The 21,046-nt window shown below is 30.2% G+C and carries 24 protein-coding genes and 1 riboswitch; of the genes, 3 read left to right on the forward strand and 21 right to left on the reverse strand.

Annotated elements, in window-relative coordinates; genetic code table 11:
• Nucleotides 1-33: 33 nt before the first annotated feature.
• The 15 genes from EDD60_RS11450 to EDD60_RS11520 all read right to left on the reverse strand — a co-directional run bounded on the left by EDD60_RS11450 (nucleotide 34) and on the right by EDD60_RS11520 (nucleotide 11,693).
• Nucleotides 34-840 (reverse strand): zinc ribbon domain-containing protein, encoded by an 807-nt coding sequence (locus EDD60_RS11450; protein WP_132226420.1) that lies wholly within the window; start codon nucleotides 838-840, stop codon nucleotides 34-36.
• Between the two features lie 3 nt (nucleotides 841-843).
• Nucleotides 844-1,350: a thioredoxin family protein gene (locus EDD60_RS11455; RefSeq protein ID WP_066444307.1), complete on the reverse strand. Its 507-nt coding sequence runs from the start codon at nucleotides 1,348-1,350 to the stop codon at nucleotides 844-846.
• A 70-nt stretch (nucleotides 1,351-1,420) separates the two neighbouring features.
• Nucleotides 1,421-2,839, reverse strand: coding sequence for a glycoside hydrolase family 1 protein (locus EDD60_RS11460; RefSeq protein WP_132226421.1), 1,419 nt, complete (start codon nucleotides 2,837-2,839; stop codon nucleotides 1,421-1,423).
• Nucleotides 2,840-2,969: 130 nt separating this feature from the next.
• Complete coding sequence (locus tag EDD60_RS11465) at nucleotides 2,970-3,794, reverse strand: MurR/RpiR family transcriptional regulator (RefSeq protein WP_066444305.1); 825 nt, start codon at nucleotides 3,792-3,794, stop codon at nucleotides 2,970-2,972.
• 72 nt (nucleotides 3,795-3,866) lie between these two features.
• Entirely contained in the window at nucleotides 3,867-5,384 is a 1,518-nt protein-coding gene (gpmI, locus tag EDD60_RS11470) for a 2,3-bisphosphoglycerate-independent phosphoglycerate mutase (RefSeq protein WP_066444303.1), read from the reverse strand.
• 159 nt (nucleotides 5,385-5,543) lie between these two features.
• Entirely contained in the window at nucleotides 5,544-5,729 is a 186-nt protein-coding gene (locus tag EDD60_RS11475) for a hypothetical protein (RefSeq protein ID WP_066444301.1), read from the reverse strand.
• A 29-nt stretch (nucleotides 5,730-5,758) separates the two neighbouring features.
• The gene (locus EDD60_RS11480) at nucleotides 5,759-6,160 is read right to left on the reverse strand and encodes a hypothetical protein (protein ID WP_066444300.1); all 402 of its coding nucleotides are present in this window, start codon (nucleotides 6,158-6,160) and stop codon (nucleotides 5,759-5,761) included.
• 121 nt (nucleotides 6,161-6,281) lie between these two features.
• The gene (locus EDD60_RS11485) at nucleotides 6,282-6,839 is read right to left on the reverse strand and encodes a CDP-alcohol phosphatidyltransferase family protein (RefSeq protein WP_066444298.1); all 558 of its coding nucleotides are present in this window, start codon (nucleotides 6,837-6,839) and stop codon (nucleotides 6,282-6,284) included.
• 68 nt (nucleotides 6,840-6,907) lie between these two features.
• On the reverse strand, nucleotides 6,908-7,411 hold the full coding sequence (locus tag EDD60_RS11490; RefSeq protein WP_066444297.1) for an AAA family ATPase: 504 nt from the start codon (nucleotides 7,409-7,411) through the stop codon (nucleotides 6,908-6,910).
• Between the two features lie 50 nt (nucleotides 7,412-7,461).
• Nucleotides 7,462-8,367, reverse strand: a complete 906-nt coding sequence (gene ftsX / locus EDD60_RS11495) for a permease-like cell division protein FtsX (RefSeq protein WP_066444296.1) — start codon at nucleotides 8,365-8,367, stop codon at nucleotides 7,462-7,464.
• On the reverse strand, nucleotides 8,354-9,046 hold the full coding sequence (gene ftsE / locus EDD60_RS11500; RefSeq protein ID WP_066444293.1) for a cell division ATP-binding protein FtsE: 693 nt from the start codon (nucleotides 9,044-9,046) through the stop codon (nucleotides 8,354-8,356). The genes ftsX and ftsE overlap by 14 nt, the downstream gene beginning before the upstream one ends.
• Nucleotides 9,047-9,173: 127 nt before the next feature.
• Nucleotides 9,174-9,725 carry a DUF5714 domain-containing protein gene (locus tag EDD60_RS11505; protein WP_066444292.1) on the reverse strand — a complete coding sequence of 184 codons (552 nt, stop codon included), beginning with the start codon at nucleotides 9,723-9,725 and terminating at the stop codon, nucleotides 9,174-9,176.
• Nucleotides 9,726-9,798: 73 nt separating this feature from the next.
• Nucleotides 9,799-10,971, reverse strand: a complete 1,173-nt coding sequence (locus tag EDD60_RS11510; protein ID WP_082787328.1) for a phosphoribosylaminoimidazolecarboxamide formyltransferase — start codon at nucleotides 10,969-10,971, stop codon at nucleotides 9,799-9,801.
• A gap of 45 nt (nucleotides 10,972-11,016) precedes the next feature.
• A riboswitch (ZMP/ZTP riboswitch) is annotated at nucleotides 11,017-11,094 on the reverse strand.
• A 57-nt stretch (nucleotides 11,095-11,151) separates the two neighbouring features.
• Complete coding sequence (locus EDD60_RS11515; protein WP_066444441.1) at nucleotides 11,152-11,418, reverse strand: DUF1294 domain-containing protein; 267 nt, start codon at nucleotides 11,416-11,418, stop codon at nucleotides 11,152-11,154.
• A 5-nt stretch (nucleotides 11,419-11,423) separates the two neighbouring features.
• Entirely contained in the window at nucleotides 11,424-11,693 is a 270-nt protein-coding gene (locus tag EDD60_RS11520; RefSeq protein WP_066444289.1) for a DUF1905 domain-containing protein, read from the reverse strand.
• Between the two features lie 156 nt (nucleotides 11,694-11,849).
• On the opposite strand from EDD60_RS11520, the gene EDD60_RS11525 reads away from it, so the two are divergent.
• Together EDD60_RS11525 and asnB are read left to right on the forward strand one after the other, a co-directional pair.
• Nucleotides 11,850-12,011, forward strand: a complete 162-nt coding sequence (locus EDD60_RS11525) for a hypothetical protein (RefSeq protein ID WP_229105374.1) — start codon at nucleotides 11,850-11,852, stop codon at nucleotides 12,009-12,011.
• 84 nt (nucleotides 12,012-12,095) lie between these two features.
• Nucleotides 12,096-13,928 (forward strand): asparagine synthase (glutamine-hydrolyzing), encoded by a 1,833-nt coding sequence (gene asnB, locus EDD60_RS11530; RefSeq protein ID WP_066444282.1) that lies wholly within the window; start codon nucleotides 12,096-12,098, stop codon nucleotides 13,926-13,928.
• Here the strand turns inward: asnB and EDD60_RS11535 are convergent.
• The gene (locus EDD60_RS11535; protein WP_066444275.1) at nucleotides 13,925-14,794 is read right to left on the reverse strand and encodes a diacylglycerol/lipid kinase family protein; all 870 of its coding nucleotides are present in this window, start codon (nucleotides 14,792-14,794) and stop codon (nucleotides 13,925-13,927) included. The genes asnB and EDD60_RS11535 overlap by 4 nt on opposite strands.
• A 29-nt stretch (nucleotides 14,795-14,823) precedes the next feature.
• Nucleotides 14,824-15,759, reverse strand: a complete 936-nt coding sequence (locus tag EDD60_RS11540) for a TRM11 family SAM-dependent methyltransferase (protein WP_066444274.1) — start codon at nucleotides 15,757-15,759, stop codon at nucleotides 14,824-14,826.
• A 105-nt stretch (nucleotides 15,760-15,864) separates the two neighbouring features.
• Between EDD60_RS11540 and EDD60_RS11545 the strand changes: the two genes are divergently transcribed.
• Complete coding sequence (locus tag EDD60_RS11545) at nucleotides 15,865-17,061, forward strand: O-antigen ligase family protein (protein WP_066444273.1); 1,197 nt, start codon at nucleotides 15,865-15,867, stop codon at nucleotides 17,059-17,061.
• A 9-nt stretch (nucleotides 17,062-17,070) separates the two neighbouring features.
• Here the strand turns inward: EDD60_RS11545 and EDD60_RS11550 are convergent, their stop codons facing one another.
• From EDD60_RS11550 to EDD60_RS16115, 4 genes are all read right to left on the reverse strand, one after another.
• Nucleotides 17,071-17,913 (reverse strand): Cof-type HAD-IIB family hydrolase, encoded by an 843-nt coding sequence (locus EDD60_RS11550; protein ID WP_066444272.1) that lies wholly within the window; start codon nucleotides 17,911-17,913, stop codon nucleotides 17,071-17,073.
• Nucleotides 17,914-18,010: 97 nt separating this feature from the next.
• Complete coding sequence (locus tag EDD60_RS11555) at nucleotides 18,011-19,777, reverse strand: diguanylate cyclase (protein ID WP_066444270.1); 1,767 nt, start codon at nucleotides 19,775-19,777, stop codon at nucleotides 18,011-18,013.
• A 95-nt stretch (nucleotides 19,778-19,872) separates the two neighbouring features.
• Complete coding sequence (locus tag EDD60_RS11560) at nucleotides 19,873-20,262, reverse strand: MarR family winged helix-turn-helix transcriptional regulator (protein WP_066444268.1); 390 nt, start codon at nucleotides 20,260-20,262, stop codon at nucleotides 19,873-19,875.
• Between the two features lie 368 nt (nucleotides 20,263-20,630).
• On the reverse strand, nucleotides 20,631-21,046 hold a 416-nt coding region (locus EDD60_RS16115; RefSeq protein WP_207905322.1), incomplete at its 5' end, for a hypothetical protein.

Consider the following 21,046-nt stretch of genomic DNA (forward strand, 5'->3'; position numbering starts at 1 on the left):
AATAAAAGCAAAGAAAAAGAGGTTAAAGAACCTCTAGTTGATATAATCTTTTAAAGAATGAGTATATGTTAATACAGAATAATATGTTTTTTGATAACGATGAACAACAAATGATGATTCACCTTTATAATTTCCAATTCCATAATGCCCTAAAGTTTTCTTCTTACTTTCAAATTCATCTTGACGTTTTGCAAAATCATCCATCAATTGATTAGTAACTGTTTGAGGACCACTATATGTTTCAAATAAAGCCTTTTGTTCATCAGTTAAAAATAATTCATCAAAACTTTGTGCATTATCCTTTTTAAAAACAATCTTTTCTTCATTATATTGATGAGCACGATCATAATAACGTTCAATTGATAAAGTAACATGTTCATTAATCTTTGTTGTATAAGTGAAATCATAATAGATATTATAATTATCTAAAACCTGAATCTTATAATCCTTATCAAAAGTATAATCATGAATTGCAAATAAAATCTTTTCATAATCAGCAATAGATTGAACAATTCCATCAACATTACTAAACTGATTCTTAAAATCAGCTAATGTATCATAATTCGCTAAAATCTTTGTTGGTTCTTCATCAACAATAGCTGGAAGCTTTGTTTTCTCATCACCAATTTCATTCATACTACTTCCAATATCACTTAAAATACGACCATAAAGTAAAGGAATAGTAATAAAAGAGAAGAATATAATCACATATAATAAATAAGTCATTGATTTATTCTTAGGTTTAATTGGTCGATATCTAACTTGTAAGTCTAAACCACAATGTGGACAATACTTTTCATCATCTTTAACTTCATATCCACATCTAGGACATTTCTTCATTGCTTAATCCTCCTTGAAATAATCATCCATAAAGCTTTGAAATTCATCTAAAAATTCTTGTTTTCTTTGTAATTGTTTTTCTCTATCCTTAATTTTAAAATAATCTTCATCTAAATACTGATATGTTTTTATAAAACGTCCATTAGAAACAACATGAATTGTTGGTGTCCAATCAAAATCTAATTCCTGATAAAGATTCTTATAAAAATCTTTTTCTTCTTGAGTTGCATCTTTTTGATTTGCTCGATCTCTAAATGCTTTAACATTTAAATAATATAGACCTGTTCCTTTATGACTCGTCACATATTTTTCTAATACTGGATAGAATTCTTGGCAATCACCACAATCAGGCCTACCAATATACAACATAAATGTAACATCTGAATTTAAATTCTGTGTTAACTCTTGATACTCAATTTCTTGGATTCCATCAATCTTTAATCTTTGACTCGTTGTTTGACAACCAACGAGTAATAAGATAGTTAATAAAAAACAAGTTATTTTTTTCATTGAATCACTCCATTTTGTTTAAATATATCATAATCAAAGGCAAAAGAAAAGGAATAAGAAATTCTTATTCCTAATCTGATAAATCTTCCCCATTTGTTGCAATGACTTTTTTATACCAATAGAATGAATCTTTTCTATATCTGTCTAATGTCTTTAAGTCAAATTCTTCTCTATCTACATAGATGAATCCATATCTCTTAACCATTCCTTCATGTGTTGAAATTAAGTCCACTGCACTCCATGGACAGTATCCCATCATTTCACATCCATCTGTAATAGCTAATTGTACTTGTTCGATATGTTTTCTTAGATATTCAATTCTATATGGATCATGTACTTTTCCATCTTCTGTTAATTTATCATAAGCTCCTAATCCGTTTTCTGTAACGATCATTGGCAAACGATATCTTGAATACATTTCACGAATAGTTGCTCTGAATCCCATAGGATCAATTTCCCATCCGAATTCTGTTGTTGGCAAGTTTGGATTCTTGAATCCCTTGAACATTCCTGCTTCTCCACGTGCTGTCTGTTGATCGACTGCCTGTGATAATTCTTCACTTCCATCATCCCACTCACATGTTGCTGTGTTGTAGTAGTTGAATCCGATGAAGTCTGGATGTCCACTCTTTAATGCTTCTTCGTCTCCTTCAGCAAATTCTGGTGTTGCATTGTGTTCTTCTAACCATGCCCATACTAAGTTATTATAAACACCATAGACTGCCATATCTAAGTATAACCAGTTTCTAATAGCGTTATAATTTTGAGCTGCTAGATTATCTTCTGGCTTGCAGCTTGCTGGATAGACTAATGAAATGTTTGGGGCTGGTCCAATCTTAGCTCCTGGTAACATTTCATGGCATAACGCCATAGCTTTTGCTTGTGCGACTAACATATGGTGATTTTGTTGATAGATTTCCTTTAATTCATTTGTACATCCTTCAGGGATTGTTAATGTTCCAATAACTGGTCCTACTAGAGTCAACATGTTTTGTTCATTGATTGTTAACCAATATTTAACTCTGTCTCCAAAGTTTTCATACATAACCTTAGCGAAGTTTAAAAACCAGTCTACAGATTCTCTATTAGACCAAGAACCACGTTTATCTAATGCCGCAGGCATATCAAAGTGGAACATAGTGACTAATGGTTCAATTCCATATTTCAAACATTCATTGATGACATTGTTATAGTATTCGATTCCTTTTGGATTGACTGCTCCAGTACCTTCAGGAATGATACGAGACCAAGAGATAGAGAAACGATAAGTCTTGAATCCCATTTCTGCCATTAAGGCAATATCTTCCTTATATCTATGATATTGATCAGCACAGACAGTTAAATCTGAAGTTCCTTCTGGTACTTCCTTAACATCCTGACAAGATGGACCTTTTCCATCTTCTAAATTAGCTCCTTCAACTTGATAAGCTGATGTACTTGCTCCCCAAAGAAAATCTTGAGGAAATGCTTTTAATTTTTTGTGTAACATGATTTCATCCTCCTTTAACTGACGCTATCATAAGAAATTCTTTAACTTTTTTCAAGACCTATCCAATCAAAAGCAACATTGTAACCATATTTTAAATAAATTCTCAAGAAAAGTGCAACAATGTAACCTATTATTTAATATAGACTTCTCCATAAGCTTCATTAAACTCAATAATTGAACGATAATTATCACTTAACATCAAAGAAAATATACAATTAAAAATATATTGTGTAGAGATTTGAAAAATCATATCCCTAAAATCAGCAAACGAATTAATATGAATAGCTGGAATCACCTCATCACAGCACTTTGCTAGAGTACTTTCTACTCTCCCTGTAATCGCAATTGTATAAACGCCCTTTTTACGAAATTCACGGGCAACCTTAACAACTCTTTTATCTTCACCCATACGACTAATCAACACAATAGCATGATCTTTAAGCGGTGTCATCGTTAAATATAATTGTAAATTTGTTGCTGTATAATTGGTTGCTATTTTTTGAGCAAGAAAAAACAAATGACAACCATAATCTCCTAAACATGTATTTGCATCATTACTGATAAAATCAATATAAGTTATCTTTTGAAAATGTTGGGCAACTCTTTCTAATTGTTGAACTGAAAGTTGATTTTTAGTTTTCTCAATAACATTCTTTTCTAATTCACTGATTTTATCAATAATTGAAATACTCATTTCTTTTTCTCTTATTTTTACATCTTCTAATTGAGCATCCTTTAAATCACGAACCAGATGAACTTTAAAATCATTATAATTCTCATAACCTAATTTCTTAATAAATCTAATAATTGTTGAAGCATTGGTATAAGTTTTTTTAGCCAGTGTTCGAGCACTCATTTGAGGTATTTCTTCACTATGTTGTAATATATATTGACTAATACTTTGTTGAGTTTCATTCATTTTCTCTTGATTTTTTAAACGTTCTATTAAATTCATGTTTCATCACCTCTTTTATTATACAAGATTTATGTATTCAAAAGAAGAAAAAAAGAGATTCCTTAGAATCTCCTATTTTAATAGACTTTCTCCAGTCATTTCTTTAGGTTGTGGTAATCCTAATAATTGTAAGATTGTTGGAGCTAAATCTCCAAGTTTACCATCTTCTCTTAATTCTAAATGTGTATTTGTAAGAATTAATGGTACTGGATTTGTTGTATGAGCTGTGAATGGATTATCATCTTCATCTAATAATCTTTCACTATTTCCATGATCAGCAGTAATTAACATAGTTCCACCTAATTCAAGAACTTTTTCATAAACTTCACCAACACATTCATCAACAACACTCACTGCTTTAATAGCTGCTGGAATAATTCCAGTATGTCCAACCATATCACAGTTTGCAAAGTTTACAATCACAACATCATGAATATCTTTATCTAATTCTGCAAGTAATGCATCTTTCACTTCATAAGCACTCATTTCAGGTTGTAAATCATAAGTGGCAACTTTTGGTGAATTGATTAAAACACGAGTTGCTCCTTCGATTTCTTTATCAACTCCACCATCCATGAAGAATGTAACATGAGCATATTTTTCAGTTTCAGCAATTCTTAATTGTTTCAAACCTTGAGCTGATAAGTAATCACCTAAAGTATTTGTTAAATCTAATGAATGGAATGCAATTTCACCATTAACAGTGTCAGCATAACGCATCATACATACAAAGAAAATATTTGTTGGTTTATCTGCTGGTTTAAAATCTTCATAAACATCAGCAGTGAAAACATTAGACATTTGAATAGCTCTATCAGGTCTAAAGTTAGCAAAGATAATAGAATCATTATCGCTTACAGCACCATCAGTTGCTGGATTATATCCAGGAATAACAAATTCATCGTAAACTTCTTTTGCATATGAATCTTTAACATATTGAACTGGATCACTATATGTTTCTCCAGATTTACCAACTAATGCATTATAAGCTAATTCAACACGATCCATTCTCTTATCTCTATCCATAGCATAATATCTACCAGAGATAGAAGCGATTTGTCCAACACCAATTTCATTCATCTTATCTTGTAATTCTTGAACGAAATCAGCACCACTATCAGGAGCAACATCTCTACCATCTAAGAATGCATGCACATAAACTTTTTCTAAACCTTGATCTTTAGCTAATTTTAATAATGCATAGATATGTTCATTTGATGAGTGAACACCACCATTTGATAATAATCCCCAAATATGTAATTTTGAATTATTTTCTTTGGCATGATTGATTGCTTTTAAGAAAGTTTCATTTGTAAAGAAAGTTCCATCTTCAACAGCTTTATTAATTAAAGTTAATGATTGATAAACAATTCTACCAGCACCAATATTTAAGTGTCCAACTTCACTATTTCCCATTTGTCCTTCTGGTAATCCGACTGCATTTCCACTTGCTTTAAGAGTTGTTGTTGGATACATTGCCATTAAATCATCTAAGTTTGGTGTATTTGCTAATTTCACAGCATTTCCATCAACTCTTTCAGTTAAACCATAACCATCTAAAATACATAAAACCACTGGTCTCTTTTTCATTTCATATACCTCCATATGCGCTCATTATACAAAATTATAACCAAAAAATAAAGTTATAAGATGAATTTTTTCACATAAGTCAAAAACACCTTAGATTTTTATATTTTTATTCAATAAAACAAAGAAAGTTCCTATCCTCAATATAGACAAGAACCCATATTACTTTCTTCTTTTCACTGGTGTAGATATCATATAAATTCCAATAAAACTCAATATCAATGGCCAATATGTTTTCACCATCACCTCAATTTGTTTTATTAAATCCTTTTGTTGTTCACCTTGATTAATTGTCAACAAAACACCTAACATCATCATAATAATACCTAGATTTTTTCTTAAATTCATTATCATCACCATGATGACTATATCATAAATTATCTACGAACTTTGTCACTCTTAAGAATCGCATGACAAAAATTCAATAAACCTTGTAAATCAATTGGTTCTCTACCCTTTTGTGAATAAACAACAACTTCTAAACGCGTATACTCAAATCGATTGGAATGAATAATACTATTCATATCCCGTCTTAATTCCTCAGGTGTGACAATAAATAAATTTTCTGACATTTTCCTAAGTAATATACAAAGTGTTGCTAAGGAGAGTTCTAAATCCAAAACAGTTTTAGAACGATCATGTGATAAAATATAAGCATCAAAGACACCTTTCTTTTGTTCAATTTGATTCAGTCTATTCAATATCATTTCAACAGAAACAACACTATCCTCTAATGCTTCCATATAACATAATTCTTTTAATTCCCGATTACTTCCCATGTTCATCACCTGATTTTATTATACAAGAAAACAATCAAGAAATATATGTTTATTCGCTAATAATATAATTATATGTCGTTTATTGCCGAGGAAATAGAAAAAATCAGCCATAAGCTGATTTCTAATCTTCTTTATATAAATGATATAATCCTTGTCCATAATAAATCATTGCTATTGCCATTAAAGCAACAGTTGAATAAATCATCACAGTTGATGCAATTGTATTAGGTATATAGAAAGCAATCAATAATATAGAAACAACAAAGAATACAGCCGTTGCGATTTTCCCAGGCATTTCTGCTTGCGCCAAATGTCGCCCCTTTTTACGATAAATAAACCATCCTACAAACAACAACATACCATCCTTTAAAACAATAATTGCAACTAACCACGCATAAGCAGGATAGGTATACATAAGTGTACATGCCACAACAAATTGAGTTAATTTATCAGCTACAGGATCAATCAGTTTACCAAGTTCAGTAATCATATCATATTTTCTAGCAATATAACCATCAAAGAAATCACTTAAACTAGATAATATAAGTATTCCAGCTGATAAAAAATGTCCCCCACTTGTTTCCGCAGTAAAATAAGCATACAAAAACACTGGTACTAATGCAATTCTAAAATAACACAAAATATTTGGAATACTAAAGATTTCTTTTTTTGTAAACATACTAGTCCCTGCCTTTACATATCACCTATTATAAGGAAAATATATGTTGAAGTCAAACGATTCTCATACTAGGCATGAATTATGTCACAGATTTTTTCTACTGTTTGTTCAATTGTTAAATGTGTTATATCAACTTTAATAGTATTTAAATCATGATACATAGAAAGTCTTTCTACACTTCTTTTTAGCACATCTGCTTTTCTTATTCCTAAATCAATATCTTTTTGAATATGTTTTTCTAAGGCTTCTTTTGAACATATTAAAGAAATAGGATAAACCTCACAATTTGATACATCTAATCTTGATAAAAGCTCATCAATAATACTTTGTTGATGCATCACCCAACAAAAGATAATATTTTCTATCTTTGAACAATGAATAAATTGATTTAATTGATAAACAATATTATTCATCACCATTGTTTTTGTTTCTTCATCAACAATAAAAGGATGCATATCCCAACACCAATCACCATCTAAAAAAACACAATTATCTAATTGATATTTTAACAAAGAGGAAGTTGCTGTTTTTCCAACTCCCATTGTCCCTCCAATCAATATTAATCTTTTCATAACTACCTCCATATATCTGCTATTCAAAAAAGATGAGCCTATAGACTCATCTAGAATTTCAAGAATTTTCTTACTGAAACAAAACTTCCAATTAAACCAACACCACTACCTAATCCAACTAATAAACCAGCACATTGCCAGATAAATGGATAAGGTTCTCTTAAAGAAAACATCACAGGTAAAAATGTTGAAGCACTCTCATAGAAGAAATTATAACCAAAATAAACAACTAAGATAGGAATAATTGCTCCAATAATTCCAATAAAGATTCCTTCTAACATATATGGCAAACGAATATACCAGTTGCTTGCTCCAACCATACGCATAATGCTTATTTCTGTTTGTCTTGAAGTAATTGTAATCTTAATTGTATTCGCAATCATAAATAAAGCTACTACAGTTAACCCGACAACAAAGATAGCTCCTCCATTACGCACAGCCTCTAAACTGTTGACTAATGAATTTGTTGAACTTCCACCATATTGAGGTTCATTGATATGTTCAATATCACCAATCTGACTCGCAACATTATCAATATGTTTGGCATCTTTTACTTCTACAACAAAAGCTGCACCAAGAGGATTGTTCTTACGATATGTTTCAAATAATTTTTTACCATCATCATCTTGTTGAGCAATCATTTTATCTAATTCATCTGCTTTAGAAGAAAATGTAACTTTTTTAACTCCTGCAATTTTTTCAATTTGTGGTTGAATTTTTTGTGCTTGTTTATCTGTTAATTCACGATCAACCTTGGCATAAATCGTTAAATTATCTTCAATACTATAAGTCATATCTTGAATATTAATCGCAATAACACCAATCACAGCAATCAAAATCAATGTAATTGTCACAGCAAAAATAGATGAAACAGACATAACACCATTTCTCCAAATATTTTGAAAAGCTGTTTTACAGTGTTTTGGAAAGTTTTTTACACAACTAATGAACTCCATCTACATAACCTCCTACACTTGTATCTGTTTTAATGCATCCATCTTCAATTAAGATTGTTCTTTTCTTGTATTTTTGAACAATTTCTTTATCATGCGTAACAACTAAGATTGTTGTATGATTCACTTCATTAATCCGTTCTAGAAGTTCAATGATTTCTACAGATGTATCAGGATCAAGGTTTCCTGTTGGTTCATCAGCAATTAAAACTTTAGGATTATTAACGATAGCTCTTGCGATTGCAACACGTTGTTGTTGTCCACCAGATAATTCATGTGGAAAAGCATTAGCTTTATCTTCAAGACCAACAAGTTCTAATGTTCTTCTGACCTTTTTTCTAATTTCTACTTTAGGTGTATCAGTTACCTCTAAAGCAAAAGCAATGTTTTCAAAAACAGTCTTTTTTGGTAAAAGTCTAAAGTTTTGAAAGACAATTCCGATATTTCTTCTAAAATAAGGAACCTTACGATCTTTAATCTTAGAAACATCCTCTCCAGCAACAATAACTTTACCAGAAGTTGCTTTTTCTTCTCTATATAATAACTTAATAAAAGTAGATTTTCCTGCTCCAGTAGGTCCAATTACATAAACAAATTCACCAGGACCAATATTGACATTCATATTGTTAACGGCTCTTACGCCAGTTTTATAAACTTTTGTAACATTTTCGAGTTTTATCATCTTATCACCATCCTGTCCTCATTATAACACATATTCTGTCTAAAAAAATGGAAAATAACGGTTTTTTGATGTTAGAAAAAAGGAAACAAGCTCATTTGCTAGATATCATGGGCTTATTTCCTTTTTATTATTTTTTATGAAAGGGACAACGTTCTTTGATACATTGTTTATTTCTATGAGAAAATTCACATTCAACTTGATGACTTGCTAATTCGATACCATATTTATCCTTCACAAAAGCTATCGCTGTTTGTAAAGAAAGAAAAGCATTTCTCTTACAACATCTTGGTCCACCAATTTCACCAATATGACTTAAAGCTTGTGAAGTTAGACGCATATTATCCTTATAATATTCATTATTTGATAAAGGTCCAGTATCATGAATAATTGCTAAAGCTGCCCCTATTGATGAAGCCGAACCGCATATTCCCCATTGTCCACATGTTGCCCCTGGCATCTTTAAGCCACGATTTGCAAGTTCATCTAAAGCCGTCGCTAAATCAAAACTTGGTTCAACATTATGAATTGCAGTCAATAAAGCTGAACCATCTAAAATATGATGTTCTGGTCCATGCATATGAATCATTTCATTCTTCATCATTTTCACAGCAATTTCTATTGGATCCTTACTCGTTTCTTTAAGACACAGCGCTTTTATCATCATTAATTTTTCATCCATACTCATTCTCCTATGCCAAAATATATTCCTATCCCAATTATAATATCTATAACAAAATTTTCAAAGATATTTTTTAATGATGAAATAAACGAAGATGTGTACAAGCCATAACAATCTGATATTTATCACAAGTTTCAATCACATGGTCATCTCTAATGCTTCCACCTGCCTGAGCTACATATTTCACTCCACTTTTATATGCGCGTTCAATATTATCCCCAAATGGGAAGAACGCATCTGAACCTAAAGAAACATCAGTTAAAGTGGCTAACCATTCTTTCTTTTCTTCTCTAGTAAGAGGGGTTGGCTGTTCAGTAAAAAACTGTTGCCACATTCCATCACTTAAGACATCTTCATAATCATCTGACATATAGACATCAATTGTATTATCACGATCAGCACGACGAATCTTATCTTTAAATGGTAAGTTTAAAACTTTTGGATGTTGGCGTAAATACCAAGTATCAGCTTTACTACCAGCAAGTCTTGTACAATGAATACGTGATTGTTGACCAGCTCCAATCCCTATTGCTTGTCCATCTTTCACATAGCATACTGAATTGGATTGGGTATATTTTAAAGTAATCATTGAGATTAATAAATCTCGTTTTGCCCCTTTAGGTAATTCTTTATTTTGTGTTGGAATATCTTCAAATAAATCTTCTGTGATTTTTGCATTGTTTCTTCCTTGTTCAAAAGTTATACCAAAAACATCTTTTGTTTCAATCTCATTAGGTACATAATCAGGATCAATTTGAATTATCAAATAATTTCCTTTTTTCTTTTTCTTTAAAATCTCTAAGGCTTCTTTTGTATAAGAAGGAGCAATAACTCCATCACTCACCTCTCTTGACAAATATCTTGCACATGATTCATCACATTCATCACTTAAAGCTGCAAAGTCACCATAACTAGACATACGATCACTTCCACGTGCTCTCACATATGCCACAGCAATCGGAGATAATTTTAAACCTTCAGTAAAATAAATCTTTTCTAATGTCTCATCTAATGGAACATATACAGCCGCTCCAGCTGGAGAAACATGCTTAAAACTTGCAGCACTAGGTAATCCTGTAGCTTCTTTTAATTCTTTAACCAATTGCCAGCTATTGAATGCATCCAATAAGTTAATATACCCAGCTTTTCCATTTAAGATTTGAATAGGTAATTCACCATCTTTCATATAAACCCTTGCTGGTTTTTGATTAGGATTACATCCATACTTTAATTCTAACTCCTTCATTATTTTTCCTCCTCAACGATTTATTGAAAAAGAGCCGCAATCTGGACTCTTTGCCCAGACGGTCGGCTCTTAACATTATATTTCCTGTGGTCAATTCCACTTCCGTCAGTCATATAACTACCTTTAGATTAACACTTTTTATTTATAAAAGCAAGCTTGACCTCCACAATCATTCTCATCTTATAAACACCTAAGATATAGAATCCATAATCCCACTTGTCCTAACAAAATAATTGGTAATCCATAAACAAAATACCAATGTTTTGTCTTATGATGAAAAGTATACATTCCTATGATTGTCCCTAAACTTCCACCTATAAGACTAATCAAGAAAAATGACTTTTCATTTATACGCCATGCATGATGTTTAGCTTTATATTTATCCACTGCCATCATTATAAAACCAATCACATTCATAATCACCAAATATATCAACAATAATTTCATACCTATCATTCTCTTTCTTGAATTTTCACATGAACAATATCTCCAGGCTGTTTTTGAATTTGCGCACGTATATCTTTACGTAACCCAATAATATGCCCTGGTGTTTTCATTCGTACTAAACTCCCTTGATAAATAACATGATCAAAAGTTACTGTGACTTTCACTCGTCCTTTGCCAAATTCTTTTTTAACATCATAGGGAAATTCTATATAAGCTCCATCTATATTGGGAACTTTTTGAATAACTGCATCAAATTCATAAATTTTTGTATTCATTTGCTTCTCCTTATATTACATTGATTATATCATATTATCCCTTTTGTAAAAGATTTTATATATTTTCTTTTTGATGTTTGTTTTAAGTTTTATTTTCTGTATAATAATATGTAGAGGTGAAGAAAAGTGAGAAAATGTCCAAGGTGTCATAAGGAAATGAAAGAAGATTGTTATGTCAAAGATACGGCTCAAGCAATTAGTGATTTTGTTGTTGTGGAAAAGAAAGAGGATCTTAAAAAAAAGGAATTTCCCTTAAAGGCTGCTGTTTGTAAATCATGTGGTTATGTAGAGTTGTATGTTGATGTTAATGAGGAGTAAAATCCTCTTTTCATTTATTTTTAATATTTTTTACACCTAGTCTAAAAAAAATGGTATAATGCTTTCGCAAAGGATGTGATATAAATGTGTGGAATAGTAGGATTTGCTCCAGTTAATGAAAATGCTCCTGAAGTCTTAAAGAAAATGATGGAGCGTATTGCGCATAGAGGACCTGATGGTGAAGGTCAATATATTGATGAAAATGTTGCTTTAGGGCATCGTCGTTTATCTATTATTGATTTAGCCGGTGGGAATCAACCTATGAAAACAAATCATCTTGTAGTTGTTTTTAATGGGGAGATATATAACTATTTAGAATTAAGAAAAGAATTAGAAGAAAAAGGTCATCATTTTAAAACTAATAGTGATACAGAAGTATTGTTACATGGTTTTGAAGAATATCGTTATGAAATTGTGAATTATTTAAGAGGTATGTTTGCTTTTGCTTTATATGATACTTCAACTCATGAATTATTCTGTGCTAGAGATCATTTTGGAATTAAACCTTTTTATTATTACTACGATAAAGAACATTTGTTATTTGGTAGTGAAATTAAGAGTTTCTTAGATCATCCTGATTTTAAGAAAGAATTAAATACAGATGTTTTGGATATTTATTTAAAAATGAATTTTGTATCTGGTGAAAATACATTCTTTAAGAATGTAAAACAGTTGTTACCTGGACATTATTTTATTTATAAAGATCAAAAGATTGAAATGAAACGTTATTATTCTATTCAATTTGCTGATCAATACAAGAGTAATCAAGAAATGGTTGAAGCTATTGATCAAATTATGAAAGATTCAGTCAAACACCATTTACTTGCGGATGTTGAAGTTGGATCATTTTTAAGTAGTGGTATTGATTCATCTTATCTTGTTTCACTTGCAAGACCACAACATACTTATACTGTTGGATATAATGATGAAAGATATAATGAAATTGGTTATGCTAAAGATTTAACACAACAATTAGGTATTGAAAATAAGAGTAAGATTATTAGTAAAGAAGAATATTTAAATGTTTTACCAAAAATTATGTATCACTTAGATGAACCAACAGCTGATCCAGCTGCTGTTGCCTTGTATTTTGTGAGTGAACTTGCTAGTCATGATGTTAAAGTTGTTTTATCTGGTGAAGGGGCTGATGAGTTCTTTGGTGGATATAATACATATCGTGGAGATATTGATAGTGGATTCTATGGTAAGATTCCTTTTGGGATTCGCCATTTGATTTCTAAAATCTGTAAACATTTACCAACTGTCAAAGGTATTCCTTTCTTGATTAGAAATGGTGAACGTGTTGAAGATTATTATGTAGGTGTTAATCCTGTATTCTCTGAAAATGATTGTAAGCATTTATTAAGAGATACAAGTCATTTCCATTCTCATCAGGAAATTGTTGGTGATATCTTTAAAAATCAAGGGCATGCTACAAATATTCAAAAAAGACAAGCTTTTGATTTACAAACATGGTTTATTAAAGATATCTTACAAAAAGGTGATAAGATGACAATGGCGCATTCAATTGAAAGTCGTGTTCCTTTTACTGATAAAGAAGTCTTTCATGTAGCAAGTATGTTAAAAGATAATCAGAAAGTAACTCCTGAAAATACCAAAGTTTTATTAAGAGAAGCAGCTAGAAAAGTCATTCCTAATGAAGCTTATAAGAAAAAGAAACTTGGATTCCCAGTCCCTTTAAGAGAATGGATGAGAGAAGAAGATCTTTATCAAAAAGTCTATGCTGGTTTACAAACTCCAATTATTAAAAAATTATTTGATGATCAAAAATTAATTTCTATGTTAGAAGATCACAAAAATCAAAAACATGATTATTATAAGAAGATTTGGACTGTTTATTGTTTCTCTTTATGGCATCAAGTTTTCTTTGCTGAAGAATATGAAAACCAAGCTTAATTGCTTGGTTTTTTAAATGTTACAATATTTAAACACTCTGGTTTGATTTGAAAATCATAATGATCATATTGTTTTTCTTCACCATCAATATTACAAGCATATTGACAAATGACTTTTGCATTTTTTACCCGGAAATAATGAACATCTTTACGCCCATTTAATTTATGTCTTACTAAACGTTCAACCATATAGGGAATCTTCCATTTCGGTACTTGATCAACAACACAAATATCCATATAACCATCTTGAATATCAGCATGTGGAATAATTTGAAATCCCCCACCATAATATTGTGCATTATTCAAAGTACATAAAATCATATTGCCTTGATACAATAATTTTCCATCACTATAAATAGTGACACTATGATCTTTATATTTCATTGTATTTTGTAAAATCGATATGATATAGCTTTTTGAATCTGGTACAAGTGGAATATTAGGGGTATCATGCACGTGATTAGCAATTACACTGTCTAACCCAAAACAAGCAGCATTGATATAATATGTATCATTTAAAGCAATAGCGTCGACTTTTTGTGTTCCATATTGCAAAGATTCTTCAAGAATTTTCTTTGGTTTTTTCATGGATGTTAGAGTCCGACAAAAATCATTTCCTGTTCCCATTGGTAAAACGACAATCTCATGTTCAGTATCAATCAAACATTGAATCAAGCCATGAATTGTACCATCCCCACCAGCTATATAAAATCTTGCCTTTTCTTTTACATTTCTTACATATTTTTGACTATCAGCCAAACAGTTACGATAAACAACCTCATAATCATATCCACTCATAACCTCATGAATACAACTCTCAAAATCATGATGTTTTTTTGTATATTTCATCATAAAAATATGCTTCATTCCCCTCACCTCGCTTTTATTATAACGAATTATATCGCTTTTTGAAAGCATAGCGTCATGTATCTTTGAAAATTTCCTTTTTTAATCATTGCCCGATCTAAAATGGTATATCCCATAGTCTCTAATTCTTGATTCATAGGAATATGTGAAACAAGTAAAAGCTTTGGAGCTAATGATAATGTTCCTTTTAAAAGTTCAAGTTGTTGTTCATAGGAAAAAGGACTATAGACACCATAAGGAATATCTATTATCGTCACATCATATTTTTTATCAATCGTTAACATATCTTGTTTTTGTATTACTAATGGATCATAACCATAATGTTCTAAATTAAGTCTTGCCTGATAAGAAACATAACGATTAATATCATATCCTTCAATATCAATTCCCATACTTAAAGCTTCTAAAACAACAGTTCCTACTCCACAACAAGGATCAATGACTTTTAAAGATAAATCATTTCCAACTGCTATATTAACGATTGTTCTTGCATCTCTTAAATTTAAAGAATGAGAATAAGAATGTGGCTTTTCATAATGATCACTCCAATTCACTTCATCATGATAAATTCCAAAATACCATGTATCTTCTATTTTGGTTATTGCAAAAACAACTTTAGGATTTTGCATATTAACAGAGCCGTCAATCGGTAAAGCAACTCTTTTACAGTTTTCAATCGTTTCTTGATAATGTACATGTGTTATTTCATTTTTTAGATATATGACCTTAAAATCATAGTAACATAATTTTGCTTGTTCGATATAAGCAACAATTTCATCAAAGTTTTGTGATGATTGAAAGATATCCAATCTTCCTTTGATAAAAACACTTCTCGTATAATCAAAGAATTGATTCGTAAAATAATATTTTGATTTCATTTGAGTATGAAATATTTGTCTAAATTCCATTTCACAAAGCTCTTGTTCATGGGGTGAATAGTTATAAATATATAGATATTTGTACATTTTGTCCTCTTTCCGTCAATTTATTTCTTACATTTTTGTTATGTTGACTTTTTATAGTATACATAAATTTAGAAATGTTGTAAAATAAAGGTGCATTTTTGGGAGGTGTTTATTATTTTTGGAATAGATTATCTCAAAGAACATTTTAATCATCATCAAAGATATATTGTGGTAGCGATATTATCATTGTTTCTTCCTTTTTATATGTGTGGTGCAGTTTTAATCTTTTTAACACTACGTCTTTTATGGAAAGGAGAAATTCAGGAAGCTTATCGACAGATTCCTAAGAGTCGTTATATTATTTATTTTTGTGGGTTGAGCTTAATTGTTTCTTTGTTGTATCAAAATTTTTATGGTGCTGCTTGTAGTATTGGAATTTTAGCAATTTTATCTTTTCTTTTATATTATCGTATTCATATTACAAGTGAGTTATTTGAATTTATTGTTGATTGTATTATTGTTTTAAGTGCTTTTGCAGCTTTTTATGGGTTGATTGAATATATTGGTATTTTAAATAAAGTTAATATTGATCAATTAGAAATTGTTATTTTTAATAAACCACAAGATCGTATTAATTCTGTTTTCTTTAATGCAAACTATTATGCAATGATGATTGAATTCTTTGTATGTTTAGCATTTTATAAGATCTTAAAATTACCAAGTATAAGAAAGAATTTTAAAAAATTCCTATATTATGTTTGTATTATTGCGATTAATTTATTTATGTTATTGTTAACAGCATGTCGTACAGCATGGCCAGCTATTGCTGGAGGGATATTGATTATGTTGATTATTGATAAACGCTATAGAACTTGTGCATGTATATTTGCATGTATGATGTTAGTTTGTATTTATTTTATCTTTAATCCATCGAAATTCCCTAGAGTTGATAATATTGTTGCTTATTTTATGACTCGTCAAAATATTTGGGAAGTTGCGATTGCTAATATTAAGACACATCCTTTATTTGGAGAAGGTCCTATGACATATATACATATCTATCCTTTATATCACGGTCATCCTACAGAGCATGCTCATAGTATTTACTTAGATCCAGTGCTTTGTTTTGGGGTTGTTGGATTATTAACAATTGCACCATTTATTGCTGAAAATATAAAAAGATTATATCGCTTATGGAAAAAGAATATTGATAAATCACTTGTTGCCTTAATGGTTGCTTTTACGATTATGATTTTTATTCATGGAATGTTGGATTATACAATCTTCTTTGTCCAAACGGGATTCTTATATCTCTTAGTTGCTAGTTCATTTGATATTTATAAAGAGAGCCTTGATGCATAAGGCTCTCTTTTAGTTTAATAATCCTAATCTTTTTAATTCATGATAAATTCCATCATCTTCAACACTTTCACAAATTGATGATGCATACTGTTTCAATTCTTTAACACCATTTCCCATCACTACAGCATGATGACAAACTTTAATCATTTCATAATCATTCATACTATCACCAAAACCAATTGTATCTTCTAATGATAAACCAAGTTTTTCAGTAACAAATTGAACTGCATTTCCTTTATTTGTTCCTTTGATAATAATCTCCCCATTAATAACATCTTGAGAAAAGATTTCATGAATAATGAAATTAAATTTTTCTGATAATATTTCTTTTGGTTTTTCTAGTTTTTGTATATCATCACACATAAAACATAATTTTTGAATAGGTTGAGGATTGTTTTCATATTCTTCTAATGAATGAATGTTAAAACGATCTTTTTGTTCATTTAATAATCTAATCATTTCTGAATTTAATCTTTCATCAGTTAAACGATGCTTAATAAATTCTTTATTCATTTCTTCATCCTGAAAAGTCATATGTGTTGCTTCAAGATTATACATAATATGATGTTGATCAAAAACATCTCTTGCTAGTTGGAGATCCTCTTGACTTAGTGAAGATTCATAAACTTTATCTCCATTCATTTCAATATACCCACCTGCACTACAAATAATCCCATCAAAACCAATCGGCATTAATGCACGAACCCCCGCTTTATTTCTACCTGTACATAAAAATACATAATGACCATTCTTTCTGACTTTTGAAATAGCTTCTTCTACTTTTGGAGAAACTTGTCCATTAGGTAAAGTCAATGTTCCATCAACATCTAAAAATATTGCTTTTCTTCCCATATTCTCACCTCTTTAACAAGTATAAGATAAATCATTCAAGAAAGAAAGTTTGTTTCATATTTTGAATGAAAAGGAAAAGATAAATTTATCTTTTCCCTTATTCCTTAATAATATATTGGTTTTTACCAATTTTTTTAGCCTCATATAAAGCTTCATCACTTTGATTGAAAATATCCGCATAAAGCATATCTTCCTTTACAATCGTTGCTCCTATACTACACTTTAATGAAATATCTTGAATATGAATCTCATTAAGTTTTTTCATCAAAGTCTCTAGTTTTTCTAAAAGAACTTGTTTATCTGTTAAACCTCTAGCAAAAATTTCAAACTCATCGCCACCATAACGCCCTAAGATATCATCTTCTCTAAATTGAGATTTCAAAATATCAGCAAATGCGAGTAAACATTTATCTCCAACCGTATGTCCATACTCATCATTAATACATTTAAAATCATCTAAATCTAAGATAATAAAAGTTCCTAATTGATTTTCTTTCAATAATTGTTGTACCAACTCTACAAAACTATTTTTCAAATAAAGCCCTGTTAAATCATCTCGTCTTGATTTTTCCTGTAATTCTTCAACCATAGCATGTTCCTTTGAATTATCAGTAATCTTATAAACAATCCCTACTGGTTTTACACTCTTTTTATTATCATCAAATAACAATGCATAATCAATCTTGCACCATTTATACATTCCATCAGAAAACTTCATTCTCACTTCATAAGGATCATTCACTTCTCCTTGGCTCATCTTTTCAAATGTATTTAAAACTGTTAAATAATCATCAGGATGTATCAGATCACTTTGACGAATAATGCTTCTAAAGTTATGGAAAACAAGATGCTCAAGATTTAACATTTTTTTAGCATTAGAAGTAAATTTCAAAATATCTTTTTTAATATCATATTCAGCAACAACGACATCACTAAAATTAGCAAGCAATTGAAAACGTTTTTCATTTAAATTCTTTTTCTTTTGATCATGATATACAAAATAAAGTAATGCTATTAAAGTAATCCCTATAAAAGTAAAGACTATACTTGTTAAAACTCCTGATTCATAAGATAAACTTGACATCAATTCATCTAATTCATGACTATTTGTCATGGAAAATAAATACCAGTCATTATGTGCTAAAGGCAAGTAAGCAGCATAATATTTTTCATTATCTAATTTTAGAACTTGACTTCCTGATTTATTATTTTTTAAGTCATTGATAATTGAATCTATAGTTTCTGTTTCTTGAGTAACTGACTTTAAGTTATCGATAAGAGCAATTGAATCATTTGTAACTGTTCTTCCTTCATTTGTCAATAAATACCACTCTATATCATTTCTTAAAAAACCTGATTGTGAAGTAGATAATAAGTTTTCTACTTCTAATAAAGAATAAATAATTCCACTCATTTTTTGATTTATATAAATAGGTGTTAACATAACAATGAATTTTGATTTTTCATTTTTATTTTGATACTCTTTTAATATAAAATCATTAAGTTTTAAATTTGATAAAAATTCTTTATCTTTTTGATCAGTATATAAAGCTAATTGTTGTGAAGATAAATAATGAATTTCATAATTTAAATGCAATGATTCTACATGAGCTATTTTTTCTAAAATTTCCTTTTGATTCTTAGGTGTATCAAATATAACTGAATTCATTGTATTATGAACATCTTGGATATGAGCTTCTAATTCTACTTTTTGTGTTTCATTAAAAGATTCTAGATTTTTAGAAGCTAAAACATCAAAGGCATTTTCTAGTTTATTACGATAAGTCACAATTAAGATAGTAAAACTACATAAAAATACTCCAATCACTAGTACAATAATAAGTATTTTTTTCTTTAAATCCATGAAAATCACCTCTTTGGAATATCTTTATTAAGATAATTATATCGCTTTTTATATACAAAAGCAAAAAAAGGGCGAATCTTAAAAAAGATTTTCCCCTATTCATAACATTCAATTAATCTATCTAATTTTTCGATAATATCATGAAATTCATCCAATGTAAGTGATTTAATAAGTTCATCATTATTATCTTTAATTGCTCGTTTGATTTGTGGATATATTTTTTGTGTATCTTCACTTAAAAATAGTTTATCATCCTTGATTTCAATAAAATTCTTTTCTACTAAATGTTTTAAAATAAGCTTTAATAATCTTAAATCAATCTTTGTTTCAGCTTCTATTTCTTCTACTGATAATCCTTCAGCATAGTGTAAAGCTAAAATAATTTCATAATCTTCATAAGTTAAATGATATGATTCTAGTAATTGATTGATTCGATTTCTTCTTAAACCATACAAAATTGCTATTCTTTTTTCAATTCTATCCATATTTATCACCTTTTTTACTATAATACACCCATATGAATTGAATGTTAAGCTATTTTTTTCATCTTTAATCATTATAAATTTATTCACAACTCAAATATGAATAATATTTCACTTCAAAAATTAAATACTTTCTCAAAAGTGGCGGAAAATCAAGGGCTTAAGCCACTTTGAGAGGAAAAACAGTTGAGTTTTACTACACATTTACTACAAACGAAGAGCCTTGTTTATGACAAACTAAAAATATGCCAATCCCTATACCGCAGGTACTCGAAAAGTTAGGATTGACATAAACAGAATATACAAAAGGGATATTTCATTCATTCGTATTGAAATATCCCTTGATTTTTTATATTCGTGAAGTACTGTAATTAACGGCGGGCACCGCAGTCGCAGTATTCGTAGTCGACATAGGTCTCGTTGTGACCATGGTCTTCCTGATGGGAACCGACCTGAACCTGTTTTGTTTCGTAGATGGTTTCCGTACGGTAACCGTCGTCGACGCCCGCAAGAATAAGTTCTTTAGCGTGAGCTTTAGCGTCGTTGATGTTATCCGTTGTGTAACCGTCGTAGAAGAAGATGTAACGATTGCCTACAGGCACTTTCTGAGTTTCATAGTCGGGAACCGTCACCATGTTGGACACCCACTTCTGTGCGGTGTGCTGTTTCCACGAATGCTGGTGAGCAGGCTGGCTCGGCTTGTCGGAACCGCTGTTTCCAGAGTTTCCAGAATTGGAGCTGGAAGTGTCTTTTTTATTGGAATCTGTTGAACTGTTGTTATTATCTT

This window comes from Longibaculum muris (assembly GCF_004343035.1).
In the GTDB taxonomy this organism is placed as follows: Bacteria; Bacillota_I; Bacilli_A; order Erysipelotrichales; family Coprobacillaceae; genus Longibaculum; species Longibaculum muris.

What these genes read in the sequence shown, in the direction of transcription:
- EDD60_RS11535 (WP_066444275.1), bottom strand. Translation starts at nt 14,794, where the DNA reads ATGAAGCATATTTTTATGATGAAATATACAAAAAAACATCATGATTTT.
- EDD60_RS11465 (WP_066444305.1), bottom strand. Translation starts at nt 3,794, where the DNA reads ATGAATTTAATAGAACGTTTAAAAAATCAAGAGAAAATGAATGAAACT.
- EDD60_RS11505 (WP_066444292.1), bottom strand. Translation starts at nt 9,725, where the DNA reads ATGGATGAAAAATTAATGATGATAAAAGCGCTGTGTCTTAAAGAAACG.
- EDD60_RS11455 (WP_066444307.1), bottom strand. Translation starts at nt 1,350, where the DNA reads ATGAAAAAAATAACTTGTTTTTTATTAACTATCTTATTACTCGTTGGT.
- EDD60_RS11490 (WP_066444297.1), bottom strand. Translation starts at nt 7,411, where the DNA reads ATGAAAAGATTAATATTGATTGGAGGGACAATGGGAGTTGGAAAAACA.
- EDD60_RS11475 (WP_066444301.1), bottom strand. Translation starts at nt 5,729, where the DNA reads ATGAATTTAAGAAAAAATCTAGGTATTATTATGATGATGTTAGGTGTT.
- EDD60_RS11555 (WP_066444270.1), bottom strand. Translation starts at nt 19,777, where the DNA reads ATGGATTTAAAGAAAAAAATACTTATTATTGTACTAGTGATTGGAGTA.
- EDD60_RS11540 (WP_066444274.1), bottom strand. Translation starts at nt 15,759, where the DNA reads ATGTACAAATATCTATATATTTATAACTATTCACCCCATGAACAAGAG.
- EDD60_RS11480 (WP_066444300.1), bottom strand. Translation starts at nt 6,160, where the DNA reads ATGGGAAGTAATCGGGAATTAAAAGAATTATGTTATATGGAAGCATTA.
- EDD60_RS11520 (WP_066444289.1), bottom strand. Translation starts at nt 11,693, where the DNA reads ATGAATACAAAAATTTATGAATTTGATGCAGTTATTCAAAAAGTTCCC.
- asnB (WP_066444282.1), top strand. Translation starts at nt 12,096, where the DNA reads ATGTGTGGAATAGTAGGATTTGCTCCAGTTAATGAAAATGCTCCTGAA.
- EDD60_RS11510 (WP_082787328.1), bottom strand. Translation starts at nt 10,971, where the DNA reads ATGAAGGAGTTAGAATTAAAGTATGGATGTAATCCTAATCAAAAACCA.
- EDD60_RS11560 (WP_066444268.1), bottom strand. Translation starts at nt 20,262, where the DNA reads ATGGATAGAATTGAAAAAAGAATAGCAATTTTGTATGGTTTAAGAAGA.
- EDD60_RS11485 (WP_066444298.1), bottom strand. Translation starts at nt 6,839, where the DNA reads ATGTTTACAAAAAAAGAAATCTTTAGTATTCCAAATATTTTGTGTTAT.
- EDD60_RS11450 (WP_132226420.1), bottom strand. Translation starts at nt 840, where the DNA reads ATGAAGAAATGTCCTAGATGTGGATATGAAGTTAAAGATGATGAAAAG.
- EDD60_RS11460 (WP_132226421.1), bottom strand. Translation starts at nt 2,839, where the DNA reads ATGTTACACAAAAAATTAAAAGCATTTCCTCAAGATTTTCTTTGGGGA.
- EDD60_RS11550 (WP_066444272.1), bottom strand. Translation starts at nt 17,913, where the DNA reads ATGGGAAGAAAAGCAATATTTTTAGATGTTGATGGAACATTGACTTTA.
- ftsE (WP_066444293.1), bottom strand. Translation starts at nt 9,046, where the DNA reads ATGATAAAACTCGAAAATGTTACAAAAGTTTATAAAACTGGCGTAAGA.
- gpmI (WP_066444303.1), bottom strand. Translation starts at nt 5,384, where the DNA reads ATGAAAAAGAGACCAGTGGTTTTATGTATTTTAGATGGTTATGGTTTA.
- ftsX (WP_066444296.1), bottom strand. Translation starts at nt 8,367, where the DNA reads ATGGAGTTCATTAGTTGTGTAAAAAACTTTCCAAAACACTGTAAAACA.
- EDD60_RS11525 (WP_229105374.1), top strand. Translation starts at nt 11,850, where the DNA reads ATGAAAGAAGATTGTTATGTCAAAGATACGGCTCAAGCAATTAGTGAT.
- EDD60_RS11515 (WP_066444441.1), bottom strand. Translation starts at nt 11,418, where the DNA reads ATGAAATTATTGTTGATATATTTGGTGATTATGAATGTGATTGGTTTT.